Below are 24,064 nucleotides of genomic sequence, written 5' to 3'. Positions count from 1 at the left end.
AGATCGATCTCTGGCAAGTCCACCCTCTACTGTTCCCAGAGCAAGTGGAATTTCCTCATCGGCAACAAACGTGGGAAGTCCGTAGACCGCGACGCACGGAGGCCCCCGTAGAATTTGCGTTCCCAAATTTCGACCGTCACTGCTATCAATATCACCCGGCTGGGGGGTATTGCGGCAAATGATGAATTCTCCTGACGCTGCGTAATGAGGTCTTCGAAACACCGGACACGACCACGATATCTGTTTCTAGGACCGACTACAGCTATGACATGGTTGGCTGACGGAGGCACGTTTCTCGTCCGAGCCGACTTTTGAAACCCAGCTCATGGCTCACGAAAGACTTGAAATCCGCACTCATAGGTTCGTTATGCATCGTAGAGAAAGATTTGGTGAAGCTATTGGACATCACGGTGAGCTTCTACAGGGTGTTTTTGAAAGCGAGGGAGGCCATCTGCGCCGTGGCTTGGTCTCGCTGCCTTGTCCTAATCTAACGTCAAAGGTGAGGTTTCTGGCCAATGGCGAAACACGGGTTTCTGTTAGTCCACAACGTTGCGAAAAAGCGAAACGCGCTGCCGAGCTTACGCTAAAAACGTTCGCACAAACGGGAGCCGGCGGACATGTGACAATTAGTAGCAATATCGCCGTTGGGCGCGGCATGGGGTCATCTACTGCTGACGTTCTGGCCACTATATTGGCCGTGCTGGACTACTTGAACGTCCGCACATCAATTGATCGTGTAATGCAGATTGCCGTAGATGCCGAGACGGCATGTGATTCCACGCTCTTCTCTCAGAATGCCGTGCTCTTCGCCCAACGCGACGGGCTGATAATTGAAGCCTTCACAAAGTCACTGCCCCATATCGACTTCATCAGCATCGATGCAGCAACGGTCGAGTCCGTCGACACTCTCACCTTCAAACCGGCTGAGTATAGCCGCGTAGAGATCGAAATGTTTCGTTCCCTGCGGGCTCTCCTGCGCCAAGCGATTAGTACTTCCAATCTTAACTTGCTGGGCCGGGTCGCTACGGCGAGCGCCCGAATCAACGAAAGGTTTTTGCGAAAGCCGCACTTGGATCGTATCGAAGAAATTGGTGTTCGGCACGGCGCGATCGGTGTCCAAGTTGCCCACAGTGGAACTGTCGTCGGTTTGATGTTTGACCCAGCGGACGACAGAACCGCAGATCACATAGAGCTTGCTACGCGTGATCTAAGGCGTTTAGGTTTTGATCAGTCTATCGTACACACTCAACCAGTTCGTGGAAAAACAAATGTTTAATCGAATACTGATGCGAAATTTGGAGGATTTTGAAAATCCTCGGATCGTCAAGTTGACTGACGATTTGTATGGAGCCAGTTTCTTCCTTATGAAGCTTCTACCGGCGCGATATATGCTGGAGCGGGCTTCCGAACAAGGCTTGTTAAGCCCCGGAGCCACTATCTGTGAGTCCTCGTCCGGCACTTTTGGCCTTGCCTTGGCCATGCTTGCCGTGCAGTATGGATACAAGCTAATACTCGTGAGCGACTGGGCGCTCGACCGGCATCTTCACAAAAGACTTCTAGAGCTCGGAGCACAAGTAGAAATTGTGGACAGGCCCGCGCGCGTCGGCGGCCTTCAGCAAGCGCGATTGAACAGGCTCGCCAAATATCTACAGGAGGTACCTGGCAGCTATTGGCCCTCACAGTACTCCAATACGGATAATCCGCTTTCGTACGGAAAATTTGCGGAGCTCCTAATCCGAAGGGTTGGAAAGATCGATTGTTTGGTGGGCCCTGTTGGATCAGGCGGATCGATGTGCGGAACGACCACGTTTCTTCGGACACTGTTTCCCGAGTTGCACGCGGTGGGTGTCGATACTCCGAATTCTGTTCTGTTTGGGCAACACAGCGGAAAGCCGATACCCCTCAGCGGCCTTGGCGGTGCGTTTGTGCCCTCCAATGTAGACCACACGCAGTTTGACGAAGTTCATTGGCTTACGCCTGTCGAGGTGTTCCATTCAACTCATCGACTGCATCGGCATCACGGATTGTTCATGGGTCCCACTAGTGGTGCGGCGTACAGAGTAGCCAACTGGTGGTCGAGAAAAAACGGCGGAAAAAAGGTCGTCGCAATTTTCCCCGATGAGGGCCACCGTTACGTCGAGACGGTCTATGACGAGAACTGGCTTTCATCTGTGCCTGGTTGGCCTGCATCGGTGTCCCGAGATCCAGTGATCGTGGAAGCGCCTACGCAAGAGATGACCGTGTGGTCCACCTATGCCTGGCGCAGGCGAACGCTCGACCAAGTCCTTTCAAGCCTCATCGAGCAGCCGCCCATGATTTTGCATGCATCTCCGCAACAGCTGGCCGACCCGGGTTCGCCTGAGCGCAACCTGAATGCACAAAACAAAAGCACTACCGTTATCGATGAAACGCGACCCACAAGGCTGATATTCTTGACGCGCTTTGATAGCGGATCCGTAGCTCACCTCCGGTTGAAGCCTGAGCAGACACAGTTCGTGGATCCGCTGTATGCGGTGTTTCGTGACCTTCAAGATAGTTCGCTTCACGAGGATGAGCACCCGTGCTCGCTTGCGGTCGGAGATAAGATCGTCGGCTTCTTTGTGCTGCGTGAAAGGGCGGCCTTGCCGGAGTGGGCGCCGTTAGACGCTATCACTGTGCATAGCTTTCGTATCGGCCAACCATATCAGGGCAATGGATATGGTAAGGCGGCATCTGGATTGATGGCTAATTGGGTCCTATCGAATCGACAATATGCCAATCGTCTTATGCTCGCTGTCAATCGACGCAACGCGCTAGCCAGGCGAACCTATCTAAATTCGGGTTTTCGCGAAACCGGCGTCAACTATTGTGGACCTACCGGACATCAAGACATTTTCGAATACAAACTAAGGGAACTTCGCTAATGCACCATACTTCGGATCTGAAATTTTGGACGGTCTGCTAGGGCGATACGTGCGACAAGGCAAACGCAATACATAAGAACAAAGCTCGTCCTTTCCCAACACTCGGACGCTTTATCAGTTAATGACTAGAGATCAATAAACATAAGATGAGAAAACGACGCATGACTACGACCGCATTTCTTCGGCAGAGTATCCAAGTCGTCGGGGTGCGAACCTACGTTTTTGCCGTATGCGTACGCTGCTTAGTATGTCGTCGCAGACAGTGGTCTCGACAAAGGCGACTTCGCCCGCGAAGGACCAACTGTAAATCGACGCAACCGATACAAAAAGAGGAGTACAGAGGCATGCGCACTCGATGCCGTCCATATGATGGAGTGAGTGAGCAGGTCGAAAAGACGCTCCATGCAGTTGTATCTCTCGGAAGAATTGAAGAGGGCTTAACACATGTTACAGCAACTTAACGGGCTTTCCTTCTTACCAAATAAGCAAACTTTGCGCGGGATTATATTGATGTCCTGCGGGACCTTTCTTTTCTCCATAGTCGATGCGATTGCGCGAATTGTTTCGACTCACTATCCTCCGAACGAAATAACTTTCTTCCGGATGCTGTTCGGATTGGTGCCCGCCGCCTACATGTTAGGACGTCACGGTGTTGGCGAACGTGACGTTACCCTGCATCGATTTTTTGGACATTTTATGAGGGCGGTCACCGCGCTGAGTGCGAGAGTCCTTTTCTTCGCTGCCTTACCTCATCTCCCGTTATCAACTGCTGTGGCGCTGCAGTACATCGAAGTGATCTTCATCGGCTTATTTGCCGTTGTCTTCCTGTCTGAGCGCTTTCATCTTTCGACAGCAGTAGCTTCGATAGTTGGCTTTTTTGGAGTCGTCCTCATCTCATTGCCACTTACCGGAATTAAAGGGTCATTGACTGCAATGAGCCTAGTCCTCCTCAGCGCTATGTTTGGCGCGGGTTCGATAATTCAGGTCAAGAAGCTTTGCAGAACCGAAGATCCAGCGGCAATCGTTTTCTATTTTACTATTATTGCCACAATTCTTAGTGGGATGTCACTTTTCGTCGCTTGGGTGACGCCGAACGCGAAGGATTTCGGATACATGGCGCTTATAGGCCTGACTGCTGGTGCAGGGCAATTGTTGCTTACCGCCGCACTAGCAAACACCGCGGCGTCCCTTCTGGCTCCCCTCGGCTACTTCGGCGTCGTATGGGCAATTGTTTTCGAGTACCTAATTTGGGGCGATTCCATTTCTACTCAAACTGCCGTCGGATTCGTCGCAATCACCGGATCTGCACTCTATCTGTGCATGTTCGCGAAGCAGGCTGATGCAGTCGAGTGACCCTGACGTGCGAAGTGTGTGGGACAACTAGTCGAAGTGTGGAACACAGCAAGGCCGACGGAACGACAGAGGAAATTATCGAAAGGGTGAGGCTCCAGCAAAGACGACATCCGAGCAGTCGGAGAAGACGAAAAATCTGTATGCAGGACGTGGCGCGTGCGACCTTAGATCGAATTGTATTTGCGTCGTATTTTTGGCTGATTTTTTTGATGAGGTTGAGAAAATATGGAAACGAAAGTTCCGCCAAGCGATTCCTGGTTCACCGTCCCGTATGAAGTAGATGCTGGCATCGGAAATCGTGCTCGTATTGGCATGGTCGTCATTTCAAGCGATCACGCTCTCTCGCACGAAGCACACGCAATGCCGAACGTTCCAGGTGTGGCTCTTTATGAAAGTCGCATCTTGACTTCTCGACAACATAATCAGGCTGTCAGCGCTGAAGTACTATGGTCAGATCGATAAAATTGACGCGGCGGTTCGGCAAATAAATTCGATATGCTCGTCTGACGTCGTTGCGCTAGGATGCACGCCTGCGGCAATGGTAGCCAGGCTACGCGAACTGGAGCGGCGCGTCCGGGAGGTTCACCCGAACTCGTTCATTCCCGATCCCTTCACTGGGACAAAGACTGCGCAGAGGTCGCTTGGCCCGAGAAGCGTTGAATTCGTGTCGCCGTATCCTTGCGACGTTGCCAGCCAAAAATGGTAGAGGCCATTGCGGCCGACGCGATCAAGCTGAAATCGATCAGCACTTTCCATAGCGATAGCGGGTTCGTAAGTGACCAAGCCCCGTTTATATCGCCCGCTAGCATAGCCAATGCTGTACGAGCCACCGCAAATACCGATGAATAAAAGTGCTTCGACGCCTGATGGCTCAACTTTTCACGAGGTTGTGCGCGCTGAGATTTCAAGACGTATTGCTACGGGAATATATAAACCCGGCGATGTAATAACGTCGATCGCCCGGCTGAGCAAAGAGTTCGGCGTGAGCGCCATCACGGTCAAGCGAGCCTTGCGCGACCTCCAGTCTGCTGGTCTGCTGACGTCCATACCCGGAAAAGGGACATATGTGAAAGATCGGTTTCGCTTCATCTGCGAATTGGATGCTTGTATGTCCGCTTTAGACAGTGCGCGACGGCTCGGCTTTCAGCCGAAGATGGAGCTAGTTTCGCTCACAAAGGAGAGGATCAAGGACACAACCCTAAGCGCCTTCAATCCGCCAGACAAAGTGCTGCTCTGTGTTCGCAAGGTGATTTACGCGGACGACGTGCCTATCATGTACGATTCCTCGTTTCTCCCGACCGACATGTCGGATGAAATCGTCGATGAGTTCGGTGAGCGCTTCATCATTGATGCGCTCCGGCGACATGACGTCACGGTCAAGCATATGTCGCTTGTCATTGATGCAGCGCCGGCCTCACCGGAAGCCCAGCAGGTATTCTCGGTTCCCAATGGCTACCCAACGCTGCGCCGACTCTACAACCTAAAAACAGACAGTCCCACTATGTCAGTTATTGGCGTGGTTGAGTCGCCGTTCGACCAGCTAGCTTGCTCGGTCGGTTTCGGCGGTTGGCAAATTTCGAAAATGGATCAAGGAAAATAAGCGACTTGCAAGCGACAAACGCATCCCCCACCGAGCTTCGGGGGCCCTGCATCGATGAGTGCACCAGACCGACTTTGGGGCGAATCCGTTTGCCATCCGCCTGGCGACGGGGGAACCTCTCCGCTAGCTGGCGTTGCAGGCCATCGAGCGCGCAATTCGAAATCGCTGGTAAGATGATGCCGCCTTGCGGGGTCCCTGCGTTTGTGGGGAGTTGCCGATCTTCGATGTATCCCGCCTTCAACCACTTCCGCAAGATCACCGTATCAGTGGGAACGTTGATGGTCAACCACGAACGGGAGATCTTGTCGAAGGACATCACAACAGACTACTCCTCACCACCACCTTCCTGAATCGTCGTCGTCACGCGAACGGGCCACCCGTTCAAGGCCAGCGCCTCCTGGTCATCGGTCGACGGCAATACATCGACAGGCTGCATCTCCTGCTGATTTTCCCCAACCGGTCACGCAGACTGGTTCCCGTCGACGGGATAGATTTCGCCGCTAGCGCAATCGTTACGGCCGAACGAAGTAGCCCTGCGTCCGACGCGCTGGGCTCACTGCCGATCTGCTCCACGCTCGCCTGATCACTGACGCTTTACTGCGCCAAGCCCATCATCGATCGCGCCTGGGACGCACAGTTGCGGCTGTCCTGGCGATATCGCAAAGTGGCCGAGCGCGGCAAGAATGCGAGCATCGCCTTGGTTGCGGTGTGGGCTTTCCCCTGCATGACCGGAGACAGGGTCACGCTTGAGGTTAGTGATTTTCTTGCTGGCGAAACTCGCGTGGCGAGCGGTATTTCAAGGCGCTGTGTGGATGCGATCCGTTGTAGTGGTCGACCACGATGGCCAAGTTTTGCAGCGGGGTCTTGGCGTGTGATCTGGGGATCCACGAAACATAATCATGCTTCATCCGATCTTGCAGTCGTGCCGGCGCACGGACTGGGGCATGAAGAGGCCGACGCTCGAGTAGCAGGCCGTGGGTACGCACGACCCGATAAACCCGTTTTGCATGGTTGGGCCTGCACGGCCCCGGCTTCGCCGCAGCAACGCCCAAACATGCCGGTAGCCGTAGGTGGGCACGTCGGCAACCAACCCACGGATATCAGGGTGATTCACCGTCGAGACTGACTTACTGCTAGGTCGCCCTCAGGACATTCAGTGCCCTGGAAACCGAAAACCGATTCCGATCGACACCGGAAGGCAGGTGGAGGGCGGGTCGATGCAGCCGCACGTGAAGGCTGAAATGGTCACGGACGCAGGGCGCATGGCGTAGTTTCGGCACCGTGCGGAAGCCGGCGTAATCGTGCATAGCGATCCGGGGTAGTCAGTATTGCAGTGGCCTGTTTTAGGACACATTGAGCGCCTATGACATGGGTTCGTCGATGAGCCGACGTGACGATTGCTGTGATACGCGCCGACCGAAAATCTGTGCGGTTCGCTAAAGGTAGCACGCATGCATGGACGACACCTTGCCACGCGGCTTGCCGCAATGGATGAGATGATTGACTGGCTGGGATTTTACAATGCATGCCGGCTAGACTCGACACTCGACTGCGTCAGTCCCATGACATCCAAACTGGTTCGCGGCGCAGCAAGACCAAGCCGCATAATTCGCCAGCTATGGGAGTCGTCAAACGGGGGTATGGTCACTATCCACTCACGGGAAACGCATTTCTCAACGTATCCACGCTATCGATGAAAGGCATCAACACAATCGATTTTACAAATCAGTTTTTGTGTTGCACAGTGAACTCCTCGTCGCGGAAATGGAAATCGAAGTTGCTTGATTGCATACTTCATGTCGATAAACCTAAGTAGTACGACGGATTTAGGCATGTCTCCCTAGTGGCCACACTTTTGGATGTATCTCTCGACGCGCCACCTAAACCTACCGAAGCCGTGCCCGTCGCGGCCTTCCGGATGGGACGATCGACCGTGGAGCGGCCTACTGGCTCGATAATTGAACGAAACGGGTCAGATCTGTGAAGGTTCTCGATTGCGTATCCGAAGGCGCGCGACGAGTACTACGATCGCGCCGGACGTAGCAACGTCCACTTGACGTTCGACGACGGTCCTAATCCACTTTGCACTCCAGACGTCCTCGATGTGCTGGCAGAACACCGAGTGCCGGCAACGTTCTGCGTCATCGGTGCGTATATAGAGGACCAGCCGAAGCTGATCCAGCGAATGATCGCCGAGGGACACGAGATTGCCAATCACACGATGACTCATGCGGATTTGTCCAGATGCGAACCTGATGAAGTACGACGCAAAATATTGGACGCGAACAGGCTCATCCCGATGGCGTGTCCCCAGGCCACAGTTCGGCATATGCGTGCCCCTTACGGAATATGGACGGACGAAGTGGTCGTTGAAGCGGCAAAGGCGGGGCTGGCGGCTCTTGACTGGTCGGTCGACCCGCGTGACTGGTCTTGCCCCGGCGTCGACGCGATTGTCAACGCAGTGCTGGCCTCTGTCCGGCCTGGCGCAATTGTGCTGTTGCACGACGGATGTCCTCCCGGCGAGTCAGGACGGTGCTGTCATGCTGGGCTGCGCGACCAGACCCTCATGGCGCTTTCCCGCCTGATTCCAGCACTGCATGACTGCGGATTTGCAATCAGCTCGCTACCCCAACCACACTGAACATACCGACATCTATGAATGCCATTGCCACAATCAGCACTGCCCCGGTTTTGTTGTATGCACTACTCTCGACTGTTTACAGAAGCGTACAGGCGCTCCATGGTCTACCGACGAGTGGTCCGCCGAAGTCGCCCAATGCCGCCGACTCCAACTTTCTGCCGGACGTGGACGTCATCGTGCCGTGCTTTAACGAGCAACCGCGCACGCTCTCGGCGTGCCTGGAGTCCATTGCAAACCAGGACTACGCCGGAAAACTGCGGGTCTATGTGGTCGACGACGGCTCTGGCAATCTCGACGCCGTGAGGCCGGTATACGATGCGTACACACGCGACCCGAGATTCAACCTCATTACGCTCCCCCAAAATATGGGAAAGCGCAAGGCACAAATCGCCGCAATACGCGCTTCATCCGGGGAACTGGTACTCAACGTCGACTCGGACACGACGCTGGCGCCCGATGTCGTCAAGAAGCTCGTATTGACAATGCGAGATACGACGATAGGCGCCGCCATGGGGCAGTTGACGGCCAGCAACCGGAGCGACACCTGGCTGACCCGCCTGATCGATATGGAGTACTGGTTGGCTTGCAACGAAGAACGCGCGGCACAGGCTCGCTTCGGCGCTGTTATGTGTTGCTGCGGTCCGTGTACCATATACCGACGGTCCGTGCTTCTTTTGCTATTAGACCAGTACGAGACACAGTTTTTTCGCGGGAAACCGAGCGACTTCGGCGAGGACCGCCATCTCACGATTCTCACGCTGACCGCAGGGTATCGGACCGAGTACGTTCCGGACGCCATTGCGGCGACAGTCGTTCCGGACAGACTTGGGGCGTATCTGCGCCAACAACTGCGCTGGGCGCGCAGTACCTATCGGGACACGTTGCTTTCGCTGCGCCTGCTGCCCTGTCTCGATCGCTACCTTACGCTGGACGTGATCGGACTGAATCTGGGCTCGCTATTTCTCGCCTTATCGCTTCTAGCGTGGCTCGCGCAGCTCGCATTGACAGCGACAGTGCCGTGGTGGACTGCCCTGATAATCGCATCATTGACCATGATCCGCTGTAGCGTGGCATCGGTTCGCGCTCGCCAGATTCGATTTCTTGGCTTTTCTCTTCACACACCCATTAACCTCTTTCTCTTGCTCCCGCTGAAAGCCTATGCGCTGTGCACATTGAGCAATAGCGATTGGCTGTCCCGTGGCTCTGCAGGCAACGTATCGAACGTTCGAGAAAAACAGCTTGAGCCTCCGGATCCGGTTACAAAGCCGAACGTGACTTCAGCGTCAAGCGCTGCGACTCCGCACCGTCGACCGGATCACGCGTGTGAGTCTTCAACATTAGCGACGTCTGACGAAGCATTCGATGGCGATTAGTTAATCGTACATATAGATCTCGAGTATTGCGCCAACCCAGAACCGCCCACCATCGGCACTGGTCCGCTTGAGTGCGATCGTCTCACGCAAAGGCTCGATTGTCGTCTTCCCAACGCCAGTGCATTCACCGAAATCCTAGTACTCCATTGTCAGTAACTCTCCCGCTTGGCAGGCACGGATCGTCTATCGACCAGGGAGTTTTCAATCGGGCCGCGGCAGCAGAACGGCTTCTTTTTCTCTCAGACGAGTGCGTAATTTTCCTTCTTATCTCCATGTCCAAAGCAGCAATCAGCTTCGCCGGCGTAAGGAAGTCATATGGCGACAAGATCGTAGTCGACGGATTGTCGTTCAGCGTCGCGCCTGGAGAGTGCTTCGGTCTGCTAGGGCCAAATGGCGCGGGCAAGAGCACGACGGTGCGTATGGTTCTCGGCATGGCGCCGCCCGACGCAGGCAAGATCATCGTGCTCGGGGAGCCAGTGCCGGCTCGCGCTCGCTCGGCACGTATGCGCATTGGCGTGGTGCCGCAATTCGACAACCTCGAGCCCGGGTTCACCGTGCGCGAGAACCTTCTGGTGTTTGGCCGCTACTTTGGCATGAGCACACGTGAAATTGAAGCGGTCGTGCCGTCGCTGCTCGAATTCGCCCGCCTCGAAAGCAAGGTCGATGCGCGCGTCACCGAACTATCCGGCGGCATGAAGCGGCGGCTGATGCTGGCTCGCGCGCTGATCAATGATCCACAGTTGTTGGTCATGGACGAGCCTACAACGGGTCTCGACCCGCATGCTCGCCACCTGATCTGGGAACGGCTGCGTTCCCTGTTGGCGCGCGGCACGACGATCCTCTTGACCACCCATTTCATGGAAGAGGCCGAGCGGTTGTGCGACCGACTGTGTGTGCTGGAGGAGGGTCGAAAGATCGCCGAAGGCGGGCCTCGCGCGCTGATCGCAGAACAGATCGGGAGCCACGTGATCGAGATCCACGGCGGCAATCCGCAAGAGCTGCGCACGTTGATCGCGCCGCACGCGCAGCGTATCGAGGTCAGTGGTGAGACCCTCTTCTGCTATGTGTCCGATCCGGAACGGGTGTGCATACAGTTGCGCGGGCGCACAGCGCTGCGCCTTTTACAGCGTCCAGCAAATCTCGAGGATGTCTTTTTGCAGCTAACCGGGCGCGGGATGAAGGAGTGAACGATGAGAGAGTTTTATGCAGCGGCCCTGCCCGCGAACCTGTGGAACTGGGTTGCAGTGTGGCGCCACAACTATCTGGCATGGAAAAAAGTCGCGTTTGCCTCGATTCTCGGTAACCTTGCCGATCCTATGATTTATCTGTTCGGCCTCGGCTTTGGTTTTGGGATAATGGTAGGTCGCGTCGATGGCGCATCTTATATCGCGTTTCTCGCGGCGGGTATGGTCGCGACGAGCGCAATGACCTCCGCGACCTTCGAAACGATTTACGCAGCTTTCTCTCGCATGCATGTTCAGCGCATGTGGGAAGCGATCCTCTGTACACAGCTCACGCTCGGCGATATCGTTCTCGGTGAACTGGCATGGGCCGCCACCAGGGCCTTTTTTGCCGGCATCGCCGTCATGGTGGTAGCTACCGTGCTGGGTTACGCAGCGTGGTCATCCATTCTCTATGCATCGCCTGCCATCGCCCTGACTGGCCTCGCCTTTGCGAGTCTGGCGATGATCCTCGCGGCGCTTGCACCCAGTCACGATTACTTCGTGTTCTATCAAACGCTCGTTCTCACGCCCATGGTGCTCCTGAGCGGCGTGATCTTCCCGATCAGTAAGCTACCTGCCGTTTTTTGCGACGTAGCGCGCTTCCTACCCCTGGCACATTCCGTCGACCTTATCCGTCCCCCGATGCTCGGACGCCCGGTGAGCTATGTTGCCCTGCATATTGGCGCTCTCTGCATTTGCACGGTGTTGCCGTTCTTCCTGTCAGTGGCGCTGTTACGTCGACGTCTCATGTCTTAATGCCAGCTATGGCCAGTACGAGTCAGTAGAAAAAACACCATGTCGTATCAACACGAACGCTTCGTGCATCCGCGCACGCGCCTCATCCGCCGACGGTAACCGCGCAGCCCGATATAGCACCGGAAACGAGTCGCGATGTGGGCAAACAGCGGCGCCAGCGCGCTGCTGTTTGCGTTCGACCTGTAGTTATGCTCGGCGAGCCACACTTCATGGCAGCCGAACGTTCGGGCGGCCGGCGCGTTACGCACCGTTTGCGTCAGCGCATCGCGCGCGTCGCCGTCGAGGTTCTCGACGTTGAGGAAAAGGCCGTAGCGTTGTGCGGACTCCGGCATGGCAGGCCCTCTCGTGGAAAGACACGTCAAAGGCAAGTTTTGCGCCCACATCTCGCGGTATGTAAAGTCATGACGACGTCAGCCTTGCCTCAGGCAGAAGCGCGACGCTGCGACCACGCCGCGCGGCTGGGCAGGCCGAGCCCGCAACACGCCCGCGATGAAGCTCGTCACGCTCGACGAACGCAAAGCGGACCACGGCGCGCGGTGACGCGCGCACAACCGCCGCAGCGCGAACAGCGAGTCCGGGTCGATTAGATCCAATGGGCACAGCACCCGGTAGGCGCCTGACAGCAAAGCCTCGAAGCCTTCGGCACGGCTATCGTCGTCGATGGTCCCGGTGTGATGAACGAACTCGCCTCCGGCCGCCTCCACCAGCGCACGCAGCACGGCGTTGATGCTTGGCCGCCCGCCCACAAAACCCATCGACGCCCGCTCAATGCGCGCGTCAATGCGCGGTCGTCGAGCAGCACCTGCTCAACCGCGAACAACTCGTGCTGCAGGCTCGCGACATGTGCCCGCGCGCGCTCCAGCGACAGGCTCGCACTGCTGTCGGGAAGGCATGTGCCGCGGTTCTGATTCATGACGGGCTGCGCTTCGGATCGCACCGTTACGGCAACAGCAGGCGGCATGGGTCTCATGGCGAGCGCCTCGTGGCATGGCCCGCAAGCCGTTCGCCCGCTGCCGGAGTGAGAAACCAGCTACGCACCGTGTCGTACGTGTAGCGCGTCCGGCCAGCATGACGCGCGGGCGGCGCCAGCCGATGCTCGGACAGCGGCTCCGCCCAGCCCCGGAAGTCGGCGCGCAGCGCGGGCGGGAAACCGACGTCGTCGAACGCGTGCCAAAGTTGAACCAGCCAGGGTTCGCGGCCTTCTTCGTCAAGCAGCAACGGCGGCCCGGAACCCGCCTGCAGATGCGCATGCCGCTCGCCGCAGGACTCGACCACGAAGTCGGCCACCTGCGACGCGACACAATCGAAGCGGTGACCGACGCGTGCAAACAGTGGCATAAGCCTGAGCCGCTGCAAGTGGTACAGCGCCAGATCGCGCAACCCCGCTTCGTCGCAGATCGCGAGTAGCCGGTGCGGCGGTTGCGGCAGCGCGGACACGCAGGCGGGCGGCAATGCCCCGGCGCGCGGCCTTTGCTGCTGCGACTCCGCAACGGGCCATTGCAGCGTCAGGTAGCAGGCCCGGGTGCAGGGTGTATAGCGAGGGCAGGGCCCCGGGGACGCAGCAGGTCGGAACGAATCCATAGGTGTGTAAGGTTAGTGGTTCGATTTCTCGGTTTAAATGCCTGAATAGATAACGATGAGCCTGCTTAAGCAAGTCCAGCGCCTTCTCACCGTGAATCTACCGAAGAAGCCTGGCAAAGCGGACCGGCGACGCACCTGCTCAATGGGGGCGCGAGCCGGGCATTTTTGCCTACTCCGCGCCAAAGCAATGCGCATGGTCCGAACAGACGCCACAACTCGGCGCCTTACAGATGAACAGGCCCTCGCGCTCGCACAGTTGCTTGTAGAAGAACTTCTTCCACTTCATGTCACGCATATTCTTCGCGGCCAGCCGCGGAAACCAGTGGCTGATCAACGCGGACAACTCGCGCCGCGACGGCAGAAGCAGGTCTTGCCAAAGGTGGTTTTGCCCGAGGCTCGCGCAGGCCAACGCATGGGCCACGCAGTTCGCCTCGTCTGCCGGGCCGGCGCGCGGATCGGCATGGTGATTGAGCAACGCCACCAGATCTTCGAGTTCGTCGTCACGCGGCATCGTGGCGGGCGACAAGACGCACGTAAGACCGAGCGCCGGCCCGGCACCCGGGAACCAGCGCGCGAGCATCCGGCGCGTCTGGTCGGCGTCCAGTCCGTGCATCGGCAGCACATCGATGCCGTGGTGCTCGAACCCGCTCGACAGCACGCCGGCCAGTGCCAGCACGGTGGGATCGCCCGCATCCACCGCACACGCCATCAGGGTTGCATAGGCGTTCATCGCGGCATCGCTCAGAGAACGGCCGCGGCGTGCGTGTAGCACTTTTTTGGGCAGATCTTCGCGCACGCGGTGCAGCCGACGCACAGTTCCCGATGCACGATAGTCATCACCTTCTTCTCGTACTCGTCGTCTTCATCTTCGCCGTTGCCGTCCAGCGCGATGTGCGCGCCGTCCTCGTCAAGCCCGACGAGTTGCAGCACGCCACGCGGACAGACACGGAAACAGCGTCCGCAACCAATGCATTTTTCTTCGTCGAGCCTGTTGACGAAGGTCGGCGTCCAGGTGGCGCCGCTCGGCAGCGTAACGCTGAAGATATCGCTCATGGTGTGGCTCCGTGGCTTCGCTGGTTCAGGCCGCTGCCGCAGCGGCAGCCTTGCGGGCTGCCATCAGCGCGGCGTGGGCGTCATGGCAGCGCCGGGCGACAGCGAGAATGTTCTCCCAGTTGGTCGGGAGTTCCTCTGAGAGGTCGTGCAGGTCCAATTTCGCCTGGGTCGCTTGCGCGTTGAGTTTCTTCAGGTGGGCCTTGAGTTCATCGGCATCGGTGCTCATCGTCTCGGCCCCCTCACAATTCCTTCAGGCACTGTACTGTGCGACGGCGGGGTACGTCCGGATCAGCTCGACCGCTTCGCCGAGTAGCTTTGCGCCAGCCTCGCCGAGCTTCTCCAGCGAAGCGAAGCCGAACCGGTGTACGTCGCGCAACTGCTTGTTGACGACAACGAGCCGCCCCGCGAGCAACACCATGCGGCCGAAGCCCTCGTGGCTCATCTTCATCATCGGTGAAACCATTTGGCCGGTCTCACGCTCGATCGCCACCGCAATCGCGCTATAGAAAAGCTCGAGCCGCCACAGCGTTTCGGGGTCGGGGTCGCCCATGATCGGAATCGCGCGGCGTTCCTCGGGCGTGTGGATGTACGGCTTGAGCAGTTGCAGGTCGGTCTTTCCGTCCCACACGCCGTGGGCATCCTGCGCGCGCAATTGCCTGACGAGCTGCTGCACGAACGGTGCGCGCAGCAACATTTCGTCGCTGGCCTCGGACGGAATTGCGGATGATTCAGTCATGGGATACCTCATCGTCTTCAAAGTCGTATACTCGTTCGCCATCCTTCGCCAGCGCCTTGCGCAGCCACGGCGGCGGCGTGCCCTTCAGCACCTGTTGCAACTTGCCGAGAATCTCCTCGATGGACTCGGGCCGCGGCACCTTGATCGGGTGAATCTTCAGCGCAACCACTCGCGCCGCGGCCGAGCCGCCGATTGCGGCGACGTACAGGATCGCGCAATCCTTGACGGCTTCGAGCTTGGGCGCGAGCTTGTCCTCGTCGCCGTCCTCTTCGAGCTTGCCACCAAAGTCGAACGCCTCGACGAACTGGTAGCCGTCCGGTGTGACGTTGTAGGTGACGATGCTTCTCGCCCAGCCAAAATGCGCATCGACGAACTGCCTGTCTTGGGTGGCGAACGCGATCTTCATGCTGTGTGCTCCTTTAGGTGGGTCAGGCACCGGCCGCGACGACAGGAATGTTCGCTTCCCGCGCCGGATCGCGCGCGGCCAGATCGATAGCGGCCTGCGGCAGCGGCCAGTCGCCCGGATCGTGATGCGGAATCTGCTCGATCATCAGGTTGGCGATCTCAAAGATCAGGTTCATCGTGCCGCGGTAGCCGACGTAGCGTCGATGTGCGTTTCCAATCCGGTCGAAGACCGGAAAACCGATCCGGAAGAGCGGCTTTTGCAGGTGCTCGGCCATCTGCCTGCCGTGCGAATGGGTGATCAGCAGGTCGCAGTCCGCCGCGGCGCGCTCCATGTCTTCGAGATCGCCGATCACGACCTGATCAGCGGGCAGCAACGCGTGCGCGGGCGATCGCGTCGTGCTGATGCAGCAGCGCAACTGCGCGCCCATCTCGTGCAGCATGCTGCCCACCGCGAACAGCAGATCGGGCTCTGCGCCGATCGCGACCTTGATGCCTCCAGTGTAGAAATGGCCGTCTAGCATCGCATCGAGCAATTGGCTGCGCTGACGCCGGTATTTCGCGGGAACGGGTCGTCCTGCGCGCTGCGCGAGCAAGTGCAACAGACGGTCGTTGGGTTCCAGTCCGGTGAGCCGCCCGAACACTTCGAACGGTGTGCCGGCGATAGCATGCAATGCCTCCGCACCGTCGCGCGTCTGCTCGCCCACACCGATCGTAAATGCCGATGCACCCGCGGCCCGGATCTCCGCGAGCGTGGTACCGCCCAGTGTGGTGCCGCGCCAGTCCGGCGCGATATGGCCGTCGAGCGAGCCGGAAATGTCGGGCAGCACAATGACATCAAAGCCGAACGCTTCGATGATCTCGCGCAGTTCGTCGATGTCACCAGGCGACAGATGGCTGCCGGGCAGCAGCGTCACCTGATTGGCCACCGTTGGCAACGCCTTGACCAGCGCGTTGACGATGCCGGTAATCGCATGCCGGTAGCCGTCTTCGAATGCGCCGACATAGTCGGGGGTCGACACATAGACGATCTCAGTGTCCTTGAGTTCGGGCTTGCGTTTGCGCACGGTAACGAGATAGCCGGCCACGTCGTCGCCCTCGGTCTCGGTGAGACCTGTTGAACAGATCGCGATGACCTTCGGCGCAACGCGCTTGCGGATGTTGAGCAGCGCGGCCTCGATGTTCTCGTAGCCGCCGAGCACCGCGGTGACTTCCTCCATGGCCGTCGTCTGCAGCGGGATCGCCTCCCTGAAGTGGCGCACCAGCAGCACGAGGCCGAACGACGTGCAGCCCTGCGAGCCGTGCATCACGGGCATGCAGGCATCGAGCCCAAGGAACGCGAGGCTCGCGCCCAGCGGCTGGCTCATCTTGAGCGGGTTGACCGCACAGGCTTTCATAGATTCGACGACATCGGCCATGGCATGTTCTCGAGTTCAGGGGGCGTCAGGTCGGTATACCGGGTTCGAGGCTCATCGCCCACGCCGCGACGCTCGACAGTGGGCGCGCGGCTTGCGTTTGGACCACACCGAGCGCTCCCCCGTCTTCACCCCACGGAGCAGGGATGCGCACCTGTTGCCACACCGGGTTGTAGATCGCGCGGTCGATCTCGTACACCAGCTCGACCATCCCCTCGTAGCCGCCATAAGGGTGGTGGCGTTCCTGGTTGATGTCGAGCCACGGTATGCGGGCCTTCAGTGCGACGAACTGTGAGCGGCCACCGGACAGCATGATGTCGGCCCGCGCGTCCCGGAGCATCGCGTACATCTCGCGCGGCGCCATGCCGTCGATCATGTGGGCGTCGTCGCCCATGATCTCCTTGATCTTGTCCTTGTCTTCCTTAGTGCTCTTCTTGACGCTGGTGCCGACGATTTCGAGCCCTGCTTCCTGCAGCGCGGAAACCACCGACCAAGACTTCACGCCACCTGTGATAAGCAACACCCGCTTGCCGGTAAGGCGCGCTTTGTAGTGTGCGATGCGCTCCCACGCGCGCGCTTCCTCGACGGCGATCAGGCGCTCGGTCCGCTCGAGCAGATCGTCCGGCGCGCCCTGCCGCACGAGCAGGCTGGCGATATGGCGCAGCGTGTCGCTCATGTCGCCGATCCCATAGAACGAGCCCTCAAAGTAAGGGATGCCGTAGCGCCGCTGCATCTTTGTCGCGATGTTGATCATCGACTTCGAGCAGACCATCATATTGACCTTGGCGCGATGCGAACTTGCGATCTCGTTGTAGCGCCCGTCGCCGGAGATGCACGAGAGGATACGGATGCCTAGCGCGTCGAGCAGCGGCTTGGTCTGCCAGAGTTCGCCCGACAGGTTGTATTCGCCAATGACGTTGATGTCATACGGCGTCGTGTACTCGGGCTCGCGCGTGCCGATCACATAGTTGAGGATCGCCTCGCCGCCAAGCTTGTTGCCCAGATTCTTCGGCCCGGCGAAACCGGGGGAAAGGACCGGAATCACCGGCTTGCCAAATTGTTCGGTGGCGCGCTTGCAGACTGCCTCGATGTCGTCGCCGATCAGCGCAGTGACGCAGGTCTGGTAGACGAACACTGCGGGCGGATCGTATTTCTCGATGATTTCGCGCACGCTCCTGAACAGGCGCTTCTCGCCGCCGTACACCACGTCGAGTTCGTTGATATCGGTGGTGAAGCCGGTGCGATAGAGTTGCGAACCGGATGAAGCGGCGTGCCGGTTGTCCCACGAGTTACCTTCACAGGCAATCGGCCCGTGCACGAGGTGTGCGACGTCCACCACCGGCTGCAAAGCGATCTTCGCGCCGTCGAACGCGCACCCGCCTGCGGCCGAACCCGGCGAAAGCTGCTTCGTGCAGCCCCTTTTGCGTTCCTTCTCGCTCTTGCCTTGATTCTTGTCGCAACCCGGCTCGTCGAAAACTTCGGCGATTTGGGCATTGAGCGAAACAGACATGACATGCTCCTGATGGATAGACGTTTCTCTAGCGGCAAGTTCCATACCACCGGGAAACGCCTTGAAAACGTGCCAATTGGCGCTGAAGCGCGTCGCTCGCGCGCATCGCCATGGCGGGTTTGAACGGTTTGCGACAGACGGTTCGCGACACAGAAAACGACAACACACGTTCACTGCCTGCCTTGCCGTTCCGTATGGAGCAGGACCCGTGCGATCGCATTCGCGCGCGCCTCCAGCAACGCATCCGGCCCCAAGGGTTCGCGAACCGCCAGGTAAGCAGTCAGCACGCGGCGCATCCGTGGAGCTTTCGCGTAGTCCGTCTACCATGACCGGGATACGCCGCGAAGTCGCAGAGACAGACTTCCAGCAAGCGCTCGAAGCGCTCAGGCCTGATCTCGGCAGGTACGCGTTCGAGCAATGCACCGAGCGCGCCTGCGCGCATATCCCATGCGCTATTTCAGTGTGCATGCGCCATTCGGGCTCCTGCCCCGCTGGGCGGCTCAGTCGTCGTCGGCCAGCACTTCGAGCGCCGCCAGTTGCTCATACTCGTCGCCCACCGCGCAGATCGACAGGTACTCTGCCCGTCCGTTCGCATCGGAAACGTCGTTGACCAGCGCGAGCAGTTCGTGCGCCGTTACCTCGTCATTGATCTCCGCGAGGCTCAACGGGTCGAACGCCGCCACCTCGCGCTCAAAGTCGTCGTAAGCGAACCACGCACGCAGCGCACTGAGTCACACTGCTCGACTACATAAATCATGCCCCGCTCCCTCGCTGAGGTTCGTCACGCAGGCTAGCTACATGCAGCGCAGCAATTTCGTTTTCAGCGGTGCCCCGCTACTCGACACCCTCCGCCGCAATCTTCGCCCACACCGCTCGAGGTAACCACGGCGCGATGCCCGCCGGGCTCGCGCCGAACTGCCGCCGAGCCGCCGACATCGCACTCTGTGCAATCGCAGTCTCCTCGTGCGTCAACGGCAACCGGCGGCCACATGCGCGGCCTCCCGGCAGCACCTGGGCGATCACCTGCCGGTTCGGGTGTTCGAGCAGCGGGACGAGGTGGTCGGCCTCGCCCACACCGGCCAGGCAAACCTAGCCGCTGATAACCTCGACGTTACGGCCGTCCTGCGTCATCTTGACCAGAACTTCATCTGCCACGCCCGATGTATCTGCTGTGTCTGCCATCGCCGCGCTCTCCTCGTCAGCGAATGATGTCGTAGCTGTAGTCGGTCTTCGCCACGTCGATCGTGTTGGCGTCGAGCGCTTCGAAGAACTCGTCCAGCAGCGTGACCAGCACCCGCAACGCACCTTCATAGCCCCAGGTCGGAAAGCGATGGTAATGGTGGCGATCGAAGATCGGGAACACCATGCGTATCAGCGGCGTTTTGGTATCGCGCTCGAGATATTTGCCGTAGGTGTTGCCGATCAGGAAATCCACCGGCTCGGTAAACAGCAGTGAGCGCATGTGCCACAGATCGCGTTTCGGATACACCTTGCAGCCGGCGCCGTAGGGCGACGCGTCGAACACCGCCTGCACCTTCGCAGCCCAGGTTTCGTTGCCGTTGGTCGCCAGAACGTGCGCCGGCTCGGCGCCGAGTTCCAGCAGGAACTGCGTGTAGCCCAGCATCTGGTCCGGGTCGCCGTAGAGCGCAAAACGCTTGCCGTGCAGGTGAGCCTGGCTGTCGGCCATCGCATCGACGAGCTGGCCTCGCTCCTTCTCCAGTTGCACCGGAATCGGCTTGCCGATCACGCGCGAGATTTCCATCAGGAACCGGTCGGTGCCCGCGACGCCAACCGGCGAGTTCAGCACCACCACTTCCTGGCCATGCTCGCCAATGAACTTGCTGGTCCTCTCGCAGCAGTATTCCTGGAACACGAAGGTCGCCTTGGCGTTCAACGCGCGCTCGACCTCCTCCTTGGTCGTGCCGCCTTCGTACATCCGGAACTCGCCGTCGGTCGGCGTATTCCACGTTTCGGATGGGTCGCAGATGATGTTCACCGTCACGCCGAACAGATCGAAGATGCGGCGAATTTCCTTCATGTTGCCGACCACGTAGCCGTCGAAGCCACCGATGAAGTTGACGCTGTCGTCGGGCACGCGCTCAAGCGGCGTCGCTGTGCCGGCCTTGCCGTCCCAGAAGTGCTTGAGGATGCCGAGGAGCGCGTTGTCGTAGCCGGTCACGTGGCTGCCGACGAAGGCCGGCGTGTGCGCGAACGGCACGTCATAGTCTTCCGGCACGCTGCCCTTCTGCTTGCTGTTCTTGATGAGCGCGTCGAGGTCATCGCCGATCACTTCCGCCATGCAGGTAGTGGAGACCGCGATCATGTCGGGCTTGTACAGGTTGTACGCATTTGCGAGGCCGTCGATCATGTTGTTCATGCCGCCGAACACCGCCGCGTCTTCGGTCATCGACGAGCTGACGCACGAGGTTGGCTCCTTGAAGTGACGCGAGAAGTGCGAGCGGTAAAACGCTACACAGCCCTGCGAGCCATGCACAAAACTGAGCGTCTTGTGAAAGCCGATGGCCACGTACACTGCGCCGAGCGGCTGGCAGGCCTTGGCCGGGTTGATGGTGAGCGAGTCGCGTGCAAAGTTCTTTTGCCGGTAGTCTTCGCTCTTGGTCCACTCGACGATCTGCTTGACCTGCTCGTCTGAATGGTTGAACTCGAAATTTTCCTTTTTCGCCTGGAAAATTTTCTGGTACTCGGGCTCACGGAACAGGAATTCCTGGTCGAGAATGTGGTCTGCGGATTGGGGCACGGGATGCTCCTGATATTCAATTCAATGGCCTGCCGGCCGCTGATCAGTCCGGTGATCGGTGCGGTGGCCGGCGCTTAGGGGGTTTTCTTCCAGGGCGCCTTGGCGAGCCCCCACACCGGGCTGGAAATAGCCATGTCCATGTCGCGCGCGAAAATGGCGTAGCCGTCGTAGCCGTGATATGGACCGGAATAGTCCCAGCTGTGCATCTGGCGAAACGGCACGCCCATCTTCTGGAACACGTACTTTTCCTTGATGCCGGAGCCGACCAGATCGGGCTGGACCTGTTCGACGAACCTCTCAAACTCGTAGCCGGTCACGTCGTCGTAAATCAGTGTGCCGTCCTTCACGTAGTGCGTGGTGCGCTGATAGTCGTCGCTGTGGCCGAATTCGTAGCCGGTGCCGACCACGTTCATGCCGAGGTCTTCGTAGGCGCCGATCACGTGGCGCGGACGCAGGCCGCCAACGAACAGCATTACGGTCTTGTCCTGCAGGCGCGCTCTGAACTTCGCGTTCACCGCATCGACCAGGGGACGATACTTGGCGATCACCCTCTCCGCGTTGGCTTTGATGGTGTCGTCGAAGTGGCTGGCGATCTCGCGCAGGCTCTTCTCGATCATCGACGGGCCGAAGAAGTTGTATTCCGTCCATGGAATGCCGTACTTCTCTTCCATGTGCCGGCTGATATAGTTCATCGAGCGGTAGCAATGCAGCAAATTGAGCTTGGCCTTGGGTGTATTCTCGAGCTCGGCGATCGAGCCGTCGCCCGACCATTGTGCGATCACACGCAGGCCGATCTCTTCGAGCAGAATCCGGCTCGACCAGGCATCGCCGCCGATGTTGTAATCGCCGATGATCGCAACATCATAAGGCGTCGAAACAAATTCGGGCCGCTTGTCCGGATCGGCCTTGTCGAATATCCAGTCTCGAATCGCATCGTTAGCCAGATGGTGGCCCAACGACTGGCTGACGCCGCGAAAACCTTCGCAGCGCACCGGCAAAATGGTGTGCCCTTCATACTGTGCACTCTTCTTCTTCGAGACGGCCTCGATGTCGTCGCCGATCAGGCCGATCGGGCATTCACTCTGGATCGAGATGCCCTTGTTCAGCGGAAACAGTTCCTGAATCTCGTCTATGATCTTGTCGAGCTTCTTGTCGCCGCCGAAGACGATGTCCTTTTCCTGGAAGTCCGACGTGAACTGCATCGTCACGAAGGTGTCGATACCGGTAGTGCCGATGTAGTAGTTGCGACGCGCGCCCCACGAGTACTGGCCGCAACCGACCGGACCATGACTGATGTGGATCATGTCCTTGATGGGCCCCCAGACCACGCCCTTCGAGCCGGCGTACGCGCAACCGCGAATCGTCATCACGCCCGGCAATGACTTGATGTTTGATTTCACGCCACAGTCGGGCTTGCCGTCCTCGAAGGTGCCCAAATGCTTGGCGCGCCGTTTGGCCATTTTCTCCGGATAGGCCGTCAGCACTTCATCGATCAAGGCCTTGTTCGCGGCCTTGCGCTCTTCAACTGTGACGCTCATGGGAATGCTCCATAGTGTGGGTATCAAGCCTGGCAGCGGGTAGCCGGCACGGCCCGGTTCATCGCGTGAAGAAGAACACCGTGCCGCGCGCAGCGGCGCTCGCTTAGGCGGTCAGTTCCGCTGCAGGCTTGCCTACTTGCGATTCGTCGATGGACGTCATGATTCCGTGCTCCATTAACAGGTCTTCCAGTTGATCCATTGTGATCGGCGTCGGGATCGTGCCGTTGCCCGCGTTGTTGTGCACCTTGGTGGCGAGCTGCCGATACTCTTCCGCCTGTTTGGATTCGGGCGCGAACTCGATCACCGTCATGCGCCGCAGCTCAGCGTGCTGCACGATGTTATCGCGCGGCACGAAGTGGATCAGCTTCGAGCCGAGCATCTTCGCCAGCGCTTCGGCGAGTTCGAGTTCCTTGTCGGTCTGACGCTCGTTGCACACGAGCCCGCCGATCCGCACACCGCCGCTGTTCGCGTACTTCAGAATGCCCTTTGAAATGTTGTTGGCCGCATACATGGCCATCATTTCGCCGGACATCACAATGTAGATTTCCTGCGCCTTGTTCTCACGAATCGGCATTGCGAAACCGCCGCACACCACGTCGCCGAGCACGTCGTACGACACGTAGTCCACGCCGTCATAGGCGCCGTTTTCTTCGAGGAAGTTGATCGACGTGATGACGCCACGGCCCGCGCAGCCGACGCCCGGTTCCGGGCCGCCGGACTCCACGCAACGGATGTTGCGGTAACCGATCTTCATCACGTCCTCGAGTTCGAGGTCCTCCACCGAGCCGGCTTCGGCCGCTAGCGACAGGATGGTGTCCTGCGCCTTTGCATGCAGGATCAGGCGGGTAGAGTCCGCCTTGGGATCGCAGCCGACGATCAGGATCTTCTGCCCGAGCTCAGTCAGGGCTGCCAGGGTGTTCTGCGAGGTGGTCGACTTGCCGATACCGCCTTTGCCGTAGAACGCGATTTGCCGAAGTTTAGACATTGCATTTCTCCATTCACGAAGAAGGGTTGAAACCAGGGTTGCGTAACCGCGACCATGTCAGCCTGTCGTGCCTGTATGGGTCTTCTTATATCGAGTCACGCATCGGCCGGACCTGTGTCCGCGCTGGACTCCAAATGCAGCTTCTGTGCCACATCACCAGCGGTACTGCGTCGCGTCCGCCCCGCCGCGCTGCGGCGGTTGGTTCGGGACTTTTGCGGACTCCTCCTGTGTCTTGTC

At 58.8% G+C, this 24,064-nt stretch carries 22 protein-coding genes and 1 pseudogene; 9 read left to right on the top strand and 14 right to left on the bottom strand.

Annotated features, from left to right (window positions below; all coding sequences use genetic code 11):
- Positions 1–325 precede the first annotated feature (325 nt).
- The 9 genes and pseudogenes from B0G82_RS37820 to B0G82_RS37770 all read left to right on the top strand — a co-directional run bounded on the left by B0G82_RS37820 (position 326) and on the right by B0G82_RS37770 (position 11,849).
- Positions 326–1,276, top strand: a complete 951-nt coding sequence (locus tag B0G82_RS37820; RefSeq protein WP_199730259.1) for a GHMP kinase — start codon at positions 326–328, stop codon at positions 1,274–1,276.
- Positions 1,269–2,903, top strand: coding sequence for a pyridoxal-phosphate dependent enzyme (locus B0G82_RS37815; protein WP_121311335.1), 1,635 nt, complete (start codon positions 1,269–1,271; stop codon positions 2,901–2,903). Before B0G82_RS37820 ends, B0G82_RS37815 begins: the two co-directional genes overlap by 8 nt.
- A gap of 444 nt (positions 2,904–3,347) precedes the next feature.
- Complete coding sequence (locus tag B0G82_RS37810; protein WP_121311334.1) at positions 3,348–4,256, top strand: DMT family transporter; 909 nt, start codon at positions 3,348–3,350, stop codon at positions 4,254–4,256.
- Between the two features lie 841 nt (positions 4,257–5,097).
- On the top strand, positions 5,098–5,856 hold the full coding sequence (locus B0G82_RS37805; RefSeq protein ID WP_121311333.1) for a GntR family transcriptional regulator: 759 nt from the start codon (positions 5,098–5,100) through the stop codon (positions 5,854–5,856).
- Between the two features lie 1,196 nt (positions 5,857–7,052).
- Positions 7,053–7,464, top strand: a pseudogene (locus tag B0G82_RS37795) (IS3 family transposase); the annotation flags it as partial.
- Positions 7,465–7,849: 385 nt separating this feature from the next.
- Positions 7,850–8,497 (top strand): chitooligosaccharide deacetylase NodB, encoded by a 648-nt coding sequence (gene nodB, locus B0G82_RS37785; RefSeq protein ID WP_121311330.1) that lies wholly within the window; start codon positions 7,850–7,852, stop codon positions 8,495–8,497.
- Between the two features lie 14 nt (positions 8,498–8,511).
- Positions 8,512–9,870 (top strand): chitooligosaccharide synthase NodC, encoded by a 1,359-nt coding sequence (gene nodC, locus B0G82_RS37780; protein ID WP_121311329.1) that lies wholly within the window; start codon positions 8,512–8,514, stop codon positions 9,868–9,870.
- Between the two features lie 272 nt (positions 9,871–10,142).
- Entirely contained in the window at positions 10,143–11,057 is a 915-nt protein-coding gene (gene nodI / locus B0G82_RS37775) for a nodulation factor ABC transporter ATP-binding protein NodI (RefSeq protein WP_121311328.1), read from the top strand.
- Between the two features lie 3 nt (positions 11,058–11,060).
- Complete coding sequence (locus tag B0G82_RS37770) at positions 11,061–11,849, top strand: ABC transporter permease (RefSeq protein WP_121311327.1); 789 nt, start codon at positions 11,061–11,063, stop codon at positions 11,847–11,849.
- 47 nt (positions 11,850–11,896) lie between these two features.
- On the opposite strand, the gene B0G82_RS37765 is transcribed toward B0G82_RS37770, so the two are convergent.
- The 14 genes from B0G82_RS37765 to nifH all read right to left on the bottom strand — a co-directional run bounded on the left by B0G82_RS37765 (position 11,897) and on the right by nifH (position 23,827).
- A complete protein-coding gene (locus tag B0G82_RS37765; RefSeq protein WP_199730257.1) occupies positions 11,897–12,181 on the bottom strand; it encodes a hypothetical protein in 285 nt (94 codons plus the stop codon).
- Between the two features lie 78 nt (positions 12,182–12,259).
- The gene (locus B0G82_RS40905; protein WP_241975117.1) at positions 12,260–12,604 is read right to left on the bottom strand and encodes a DUF2325 domain-containing protein; all 345 of its coding nucleotides are present in this window, start codon (positions 12,602–12,604) and stop codon (positions 12,260–12,262) included.
- Between the two features lie 211 nt (positions 12,605–12,815).
- Positions 12,816–13,286, bottom strand: coding sequence for a hypothetical protein (locus B0G82_RS37755; protein ID WP_341868475.1), 471 nt, complete (start codon positions 13,284–13,286; stop codon positions 12,816–12,818).
- Between the two features lie 313 nt (positions 13,287–13,599).
- Positions 13,600–14,160, bottom strand: coding sequence for a nitrogen fixation protein NifQ (locus B0G82_RS37750; protein ID WP_121311326.1), 561 nt, complete (start codon positions 14,158–14,160; stop codon positions 13,600–13,602).
- 11 nt (positions 14,161–14,171) lie between these two features.
- Positions 14,172–14,483 carry a ferredoxin III, nif-specific gene (gene fdxB / locus B0G82_RS37745; RefSeq protein ID WP_121311325.1) on the bottom strand — a complete coding sequence of 104 codons (312 nt, stop codon included), beginning with the start codon at positions 14,481–14,483 and terminating at the stop codon, positions 14,172–14,174.
- 25 nt (positions 14,484–14,508) lie between these two features.
- Entirely contained in the window at positions 14,509–14,709 is a 201-nt protein-coding gene (locus B0G82_RS37740; RefSeq protein WP_121311324.1) for a CCE_0567 family metalloprotein, read from the bottom strand.
- A gap of 24 nt (positions 14,710–14,733) precedes the next feature.
- Positions 14,734–15,219 carry a NifX-associated nitrogen fixation protein gene (locus tag B0G82_RS37735; RefSeq protein ID WP_121311323.1) on the bottom strand — a complete coding sequence of 162 codons (486 nt, stop codon included), beginning with the start codon at positions 15,217–15,219 and terminating at the stop codon, positions 14,734–14,736.
- Complete coding sequence (gene nifX, locus B0G82_RS37730; protein WP_105512104.1) at positions 15,212–15,625, bottom strand: nitrogen fixation protein NifX; 414 nt, start codon at positions 15,623–15,625, stop codon at positions 15,212–15,214. The genes B0G82_RS37735 and nifX overlap by 8 nt, the downstream gene beginning before the upstream one ends.
- Positions 15,626–15,647: 22 nt before the next feature.
- Complete coding sequence (gene nifN, locus B0G82_RS37725; RefSeq protein WP_105512105.1) at positions 15,648–17,039, bottom strand: nitrogenase iron-molybdenum cofactor biosynthesis protein NifN; 1,392 nt, start codon at positions 17,037–17,039, stop codon at positions 15,648–15,650.
- A 25-nt stretch (positions 17,040–17,064) separates the two neighbouring features.
- The gene (gene nifE / locus B0G82_RS37720) at positions 17,065–18,546 is read right to left on the bottom strand and encodes a nitrogenase iron-molybdenum cofactor biosynthesis protein NifE (RefSeq protein ID WP_105512106.1); all 1,482 of its coding nucleotides are present in this window, start codon (positions 18,544–18,546) and stop codon (positions 17,065–17,067) included.
- A 500-nt stretch (positions 18,547–19,046) separates the two neighbouring features.
- Positions 19,047–19,229: a hypothetical protein gene (locus B0G82_RS37715; RefSeq protein WP_241975116.1), complete on the bottom strand. Its 183-nt coding sequence runs from the start codon at positions 19,227–19,229 to the stop codon at positions 19,047–19,049.
- A 515-nt stretch (positions 19,230–19,744) separates the two neighbouring features.
- On the bottom strand, positions 19,745–21,304 hold the full coding sequence (gene nifK / locus B0G82_RS37705) for a nitrogenase molybdenum-iron protein subunit beta (protein WP_105512107.1): 1,560 nt from the start codon (positions 21,302–21,304) through the stop codon (positions 19,745–19,747).
- Between the two features lie 74 nt (positions 21,305–21,378).
- Positions 21,379–22,842 (bottom strand): nitrogenase molybdenum-iron protein alpha chain, encoded by a 1,464-nt coding sequence (nifD, locus tag B0G82_RS37700; RefSeq protein ID WP_121311322.1) that lies wholly within the window; start codon positions 22,840–22,842, stop codon positions 21,379–21,381.
- Positions 22,843–22,945: 103 nt separating this feature from the next.
- Positions 22,946–23,827: a nitrogenase iron protein gene (nifH, locus tag B0G82_RS37695; RefSeq protein ID WP_018423167.1), complete on the bottom strand. Its 882-nt coding sequence runs from the start codon at positions 23,825–23,827 to the stop codon at positions 22,946–22,948.
- Between the last annotated feature and the right edge of the window lie 237 nt (positions 23,828–24,064).

It is taken from the genome of Paraburkholderia sp. BL17N1 (assembly GCF_003634175.1).
In the GTDB taxonomy this organism is placed as follows: domain Bacteria; phylum Pseudomonadota; class Gammaproteobacteria; order Burkholderiales; family Burkholderiaceae; genus Paraburkholderia.
Note: the sequence above shows the minus strand (reverse complement) of the source record. Positions and strands in the feature narration are given on the sequence as shown.

What these genes read in the sequence shown, in the direction of transcription:
- nifD (WP_121311322.1), bottom strand. Translation starts at nt 22,842, where the DNA reads ATGAGCGTCACAGTTGAAGAGCGCAAGGCCGCGAACAAGGCCTTGATC.
- B0G82_RS37820 (WP_199730259.1), top strand. Translation starts at nt 326, where the DNA reads ATGGCTCACGAAAGACTTGAAATCCGCACTCATAGGTTCGTTATGCAT.
- fdxB (WP_121311325.1), bottom strand. Translation starts at nt 14,483, where the DNA reads ATGAGCGATATCTTCAGCGTTACGCTGCCGAGCGGCGCCACCTGGACG.
- nodC (WP_121311329.1), top strand. Translation starts at nt 8,512, where the DNA reads ATGAATGCCATTGCCACAATCAGCACTGCCCCGGTTTTGTTGTATGCA.
- nodI (WP_121311328.1), top strand. Translation starts at nt 10,143, where the DNA reads ATGTCCAAAGCAGCAATCAGCTTCGCCGGCGTAAGGAAGTCATATGGC.
- nifN (WP_105512105.1), bottom strand. Translation starts at nt 17,039, where the DNA reads ATGGCCGATGTCGTCGAATCTATGAAAGCCTGTGCGGTCAACCCGCTC.
- B0G82_RS37740 (WP_121311324.1), bottom strand. Translation starts at nt 14,709, where the DNA reads ATGAGCACCGATGCCGATGAACTCAAGGCCCACCTGAAGAAACTCAAC.
- nifX (WP_105512104.1), bottom strand. Translation starts at nt 15,625, where the DNA reads ATGAAGATCGCGTTCGCCACCCAAGACAGGCAGTTCGTCGATGCGCAT.
- B0G82_RS37770 (WP_121311327.1), top strand. Translation starts at nt 11,061, where the DNA reads ATGAGAGAGTTTTATGCAGCGGCCCTGCCCGCGAACCTGTGGAACTGG.
- B0G82_RS40905 (WP_241975117.1), bottom strand. Translation starts at nt 12,604, where the DNA reads ATGGGTTTTGTGGGCGGGCGGCCAAGCATCAACGCCGTGCTGCGTGCG.
- B0G82_RS37735 (WP_121311323.1), bottom strand. Translation starts at nt 15,219, where the DNA reads ATGACTGAATCATCCGCAATTCCGTCCGAGGCCAGCGACGAAATGTTG.
- nifH (WP_018423167.1), bottom strand. Translation starts at nt 23,827, where the DNA reads ATGTCTAAACTTCGGCAAATCGCGTTCTACGGCAAAGGCGGTATCGGC.
- B0G82_RS37765 (WP_199730257.1), bottom strand. Translation starts at nt 12,181, where the DNA reads ATGCCGGAGTCCGCACAACGCTACGGCCTTTTCCTCAACGTCGAGAAC.
- B0G82_RS37810 (WP_121311334.1), top strand. Translation starts at nt 3,348, where the DNA reads ATGTTACAGCAACTTAACGGGCTTTCCTTCTTACCAAATAAGCAAACT.
- B0G82_RS37805 (WP_121311333.1), top strand. Translation starts at nt 5,098, where the DNA reads ATGAATAAAAGTGCTTCGACGCCTGATGGCTCAACTTTTCACGAGGTT.
- B0G82_RS37815 (WP_121311335.1), top strand. Translation starts at nt 1,269, where the DNA reads ATGTTTAATCGAATACTGATGCGAAATTTGGAGGATTTTGAAAATCCT.
- nifE (WP_105512106.1), bottom strand. Translation starts at nt 18,546, where the DNA reads ATGTCTGTTTCGCTCAATGCCCAAATCGCCGAAGTTTTCGACGAGCCG.
- B0G82_RS37750 (WP_121311326.1), bottom strand. Translation starts at nt 14,160, where the DNA reads ATGAACGCCTATGCAACCCTGATGGCGTGTGCGGTGGATGCGGGCGAT.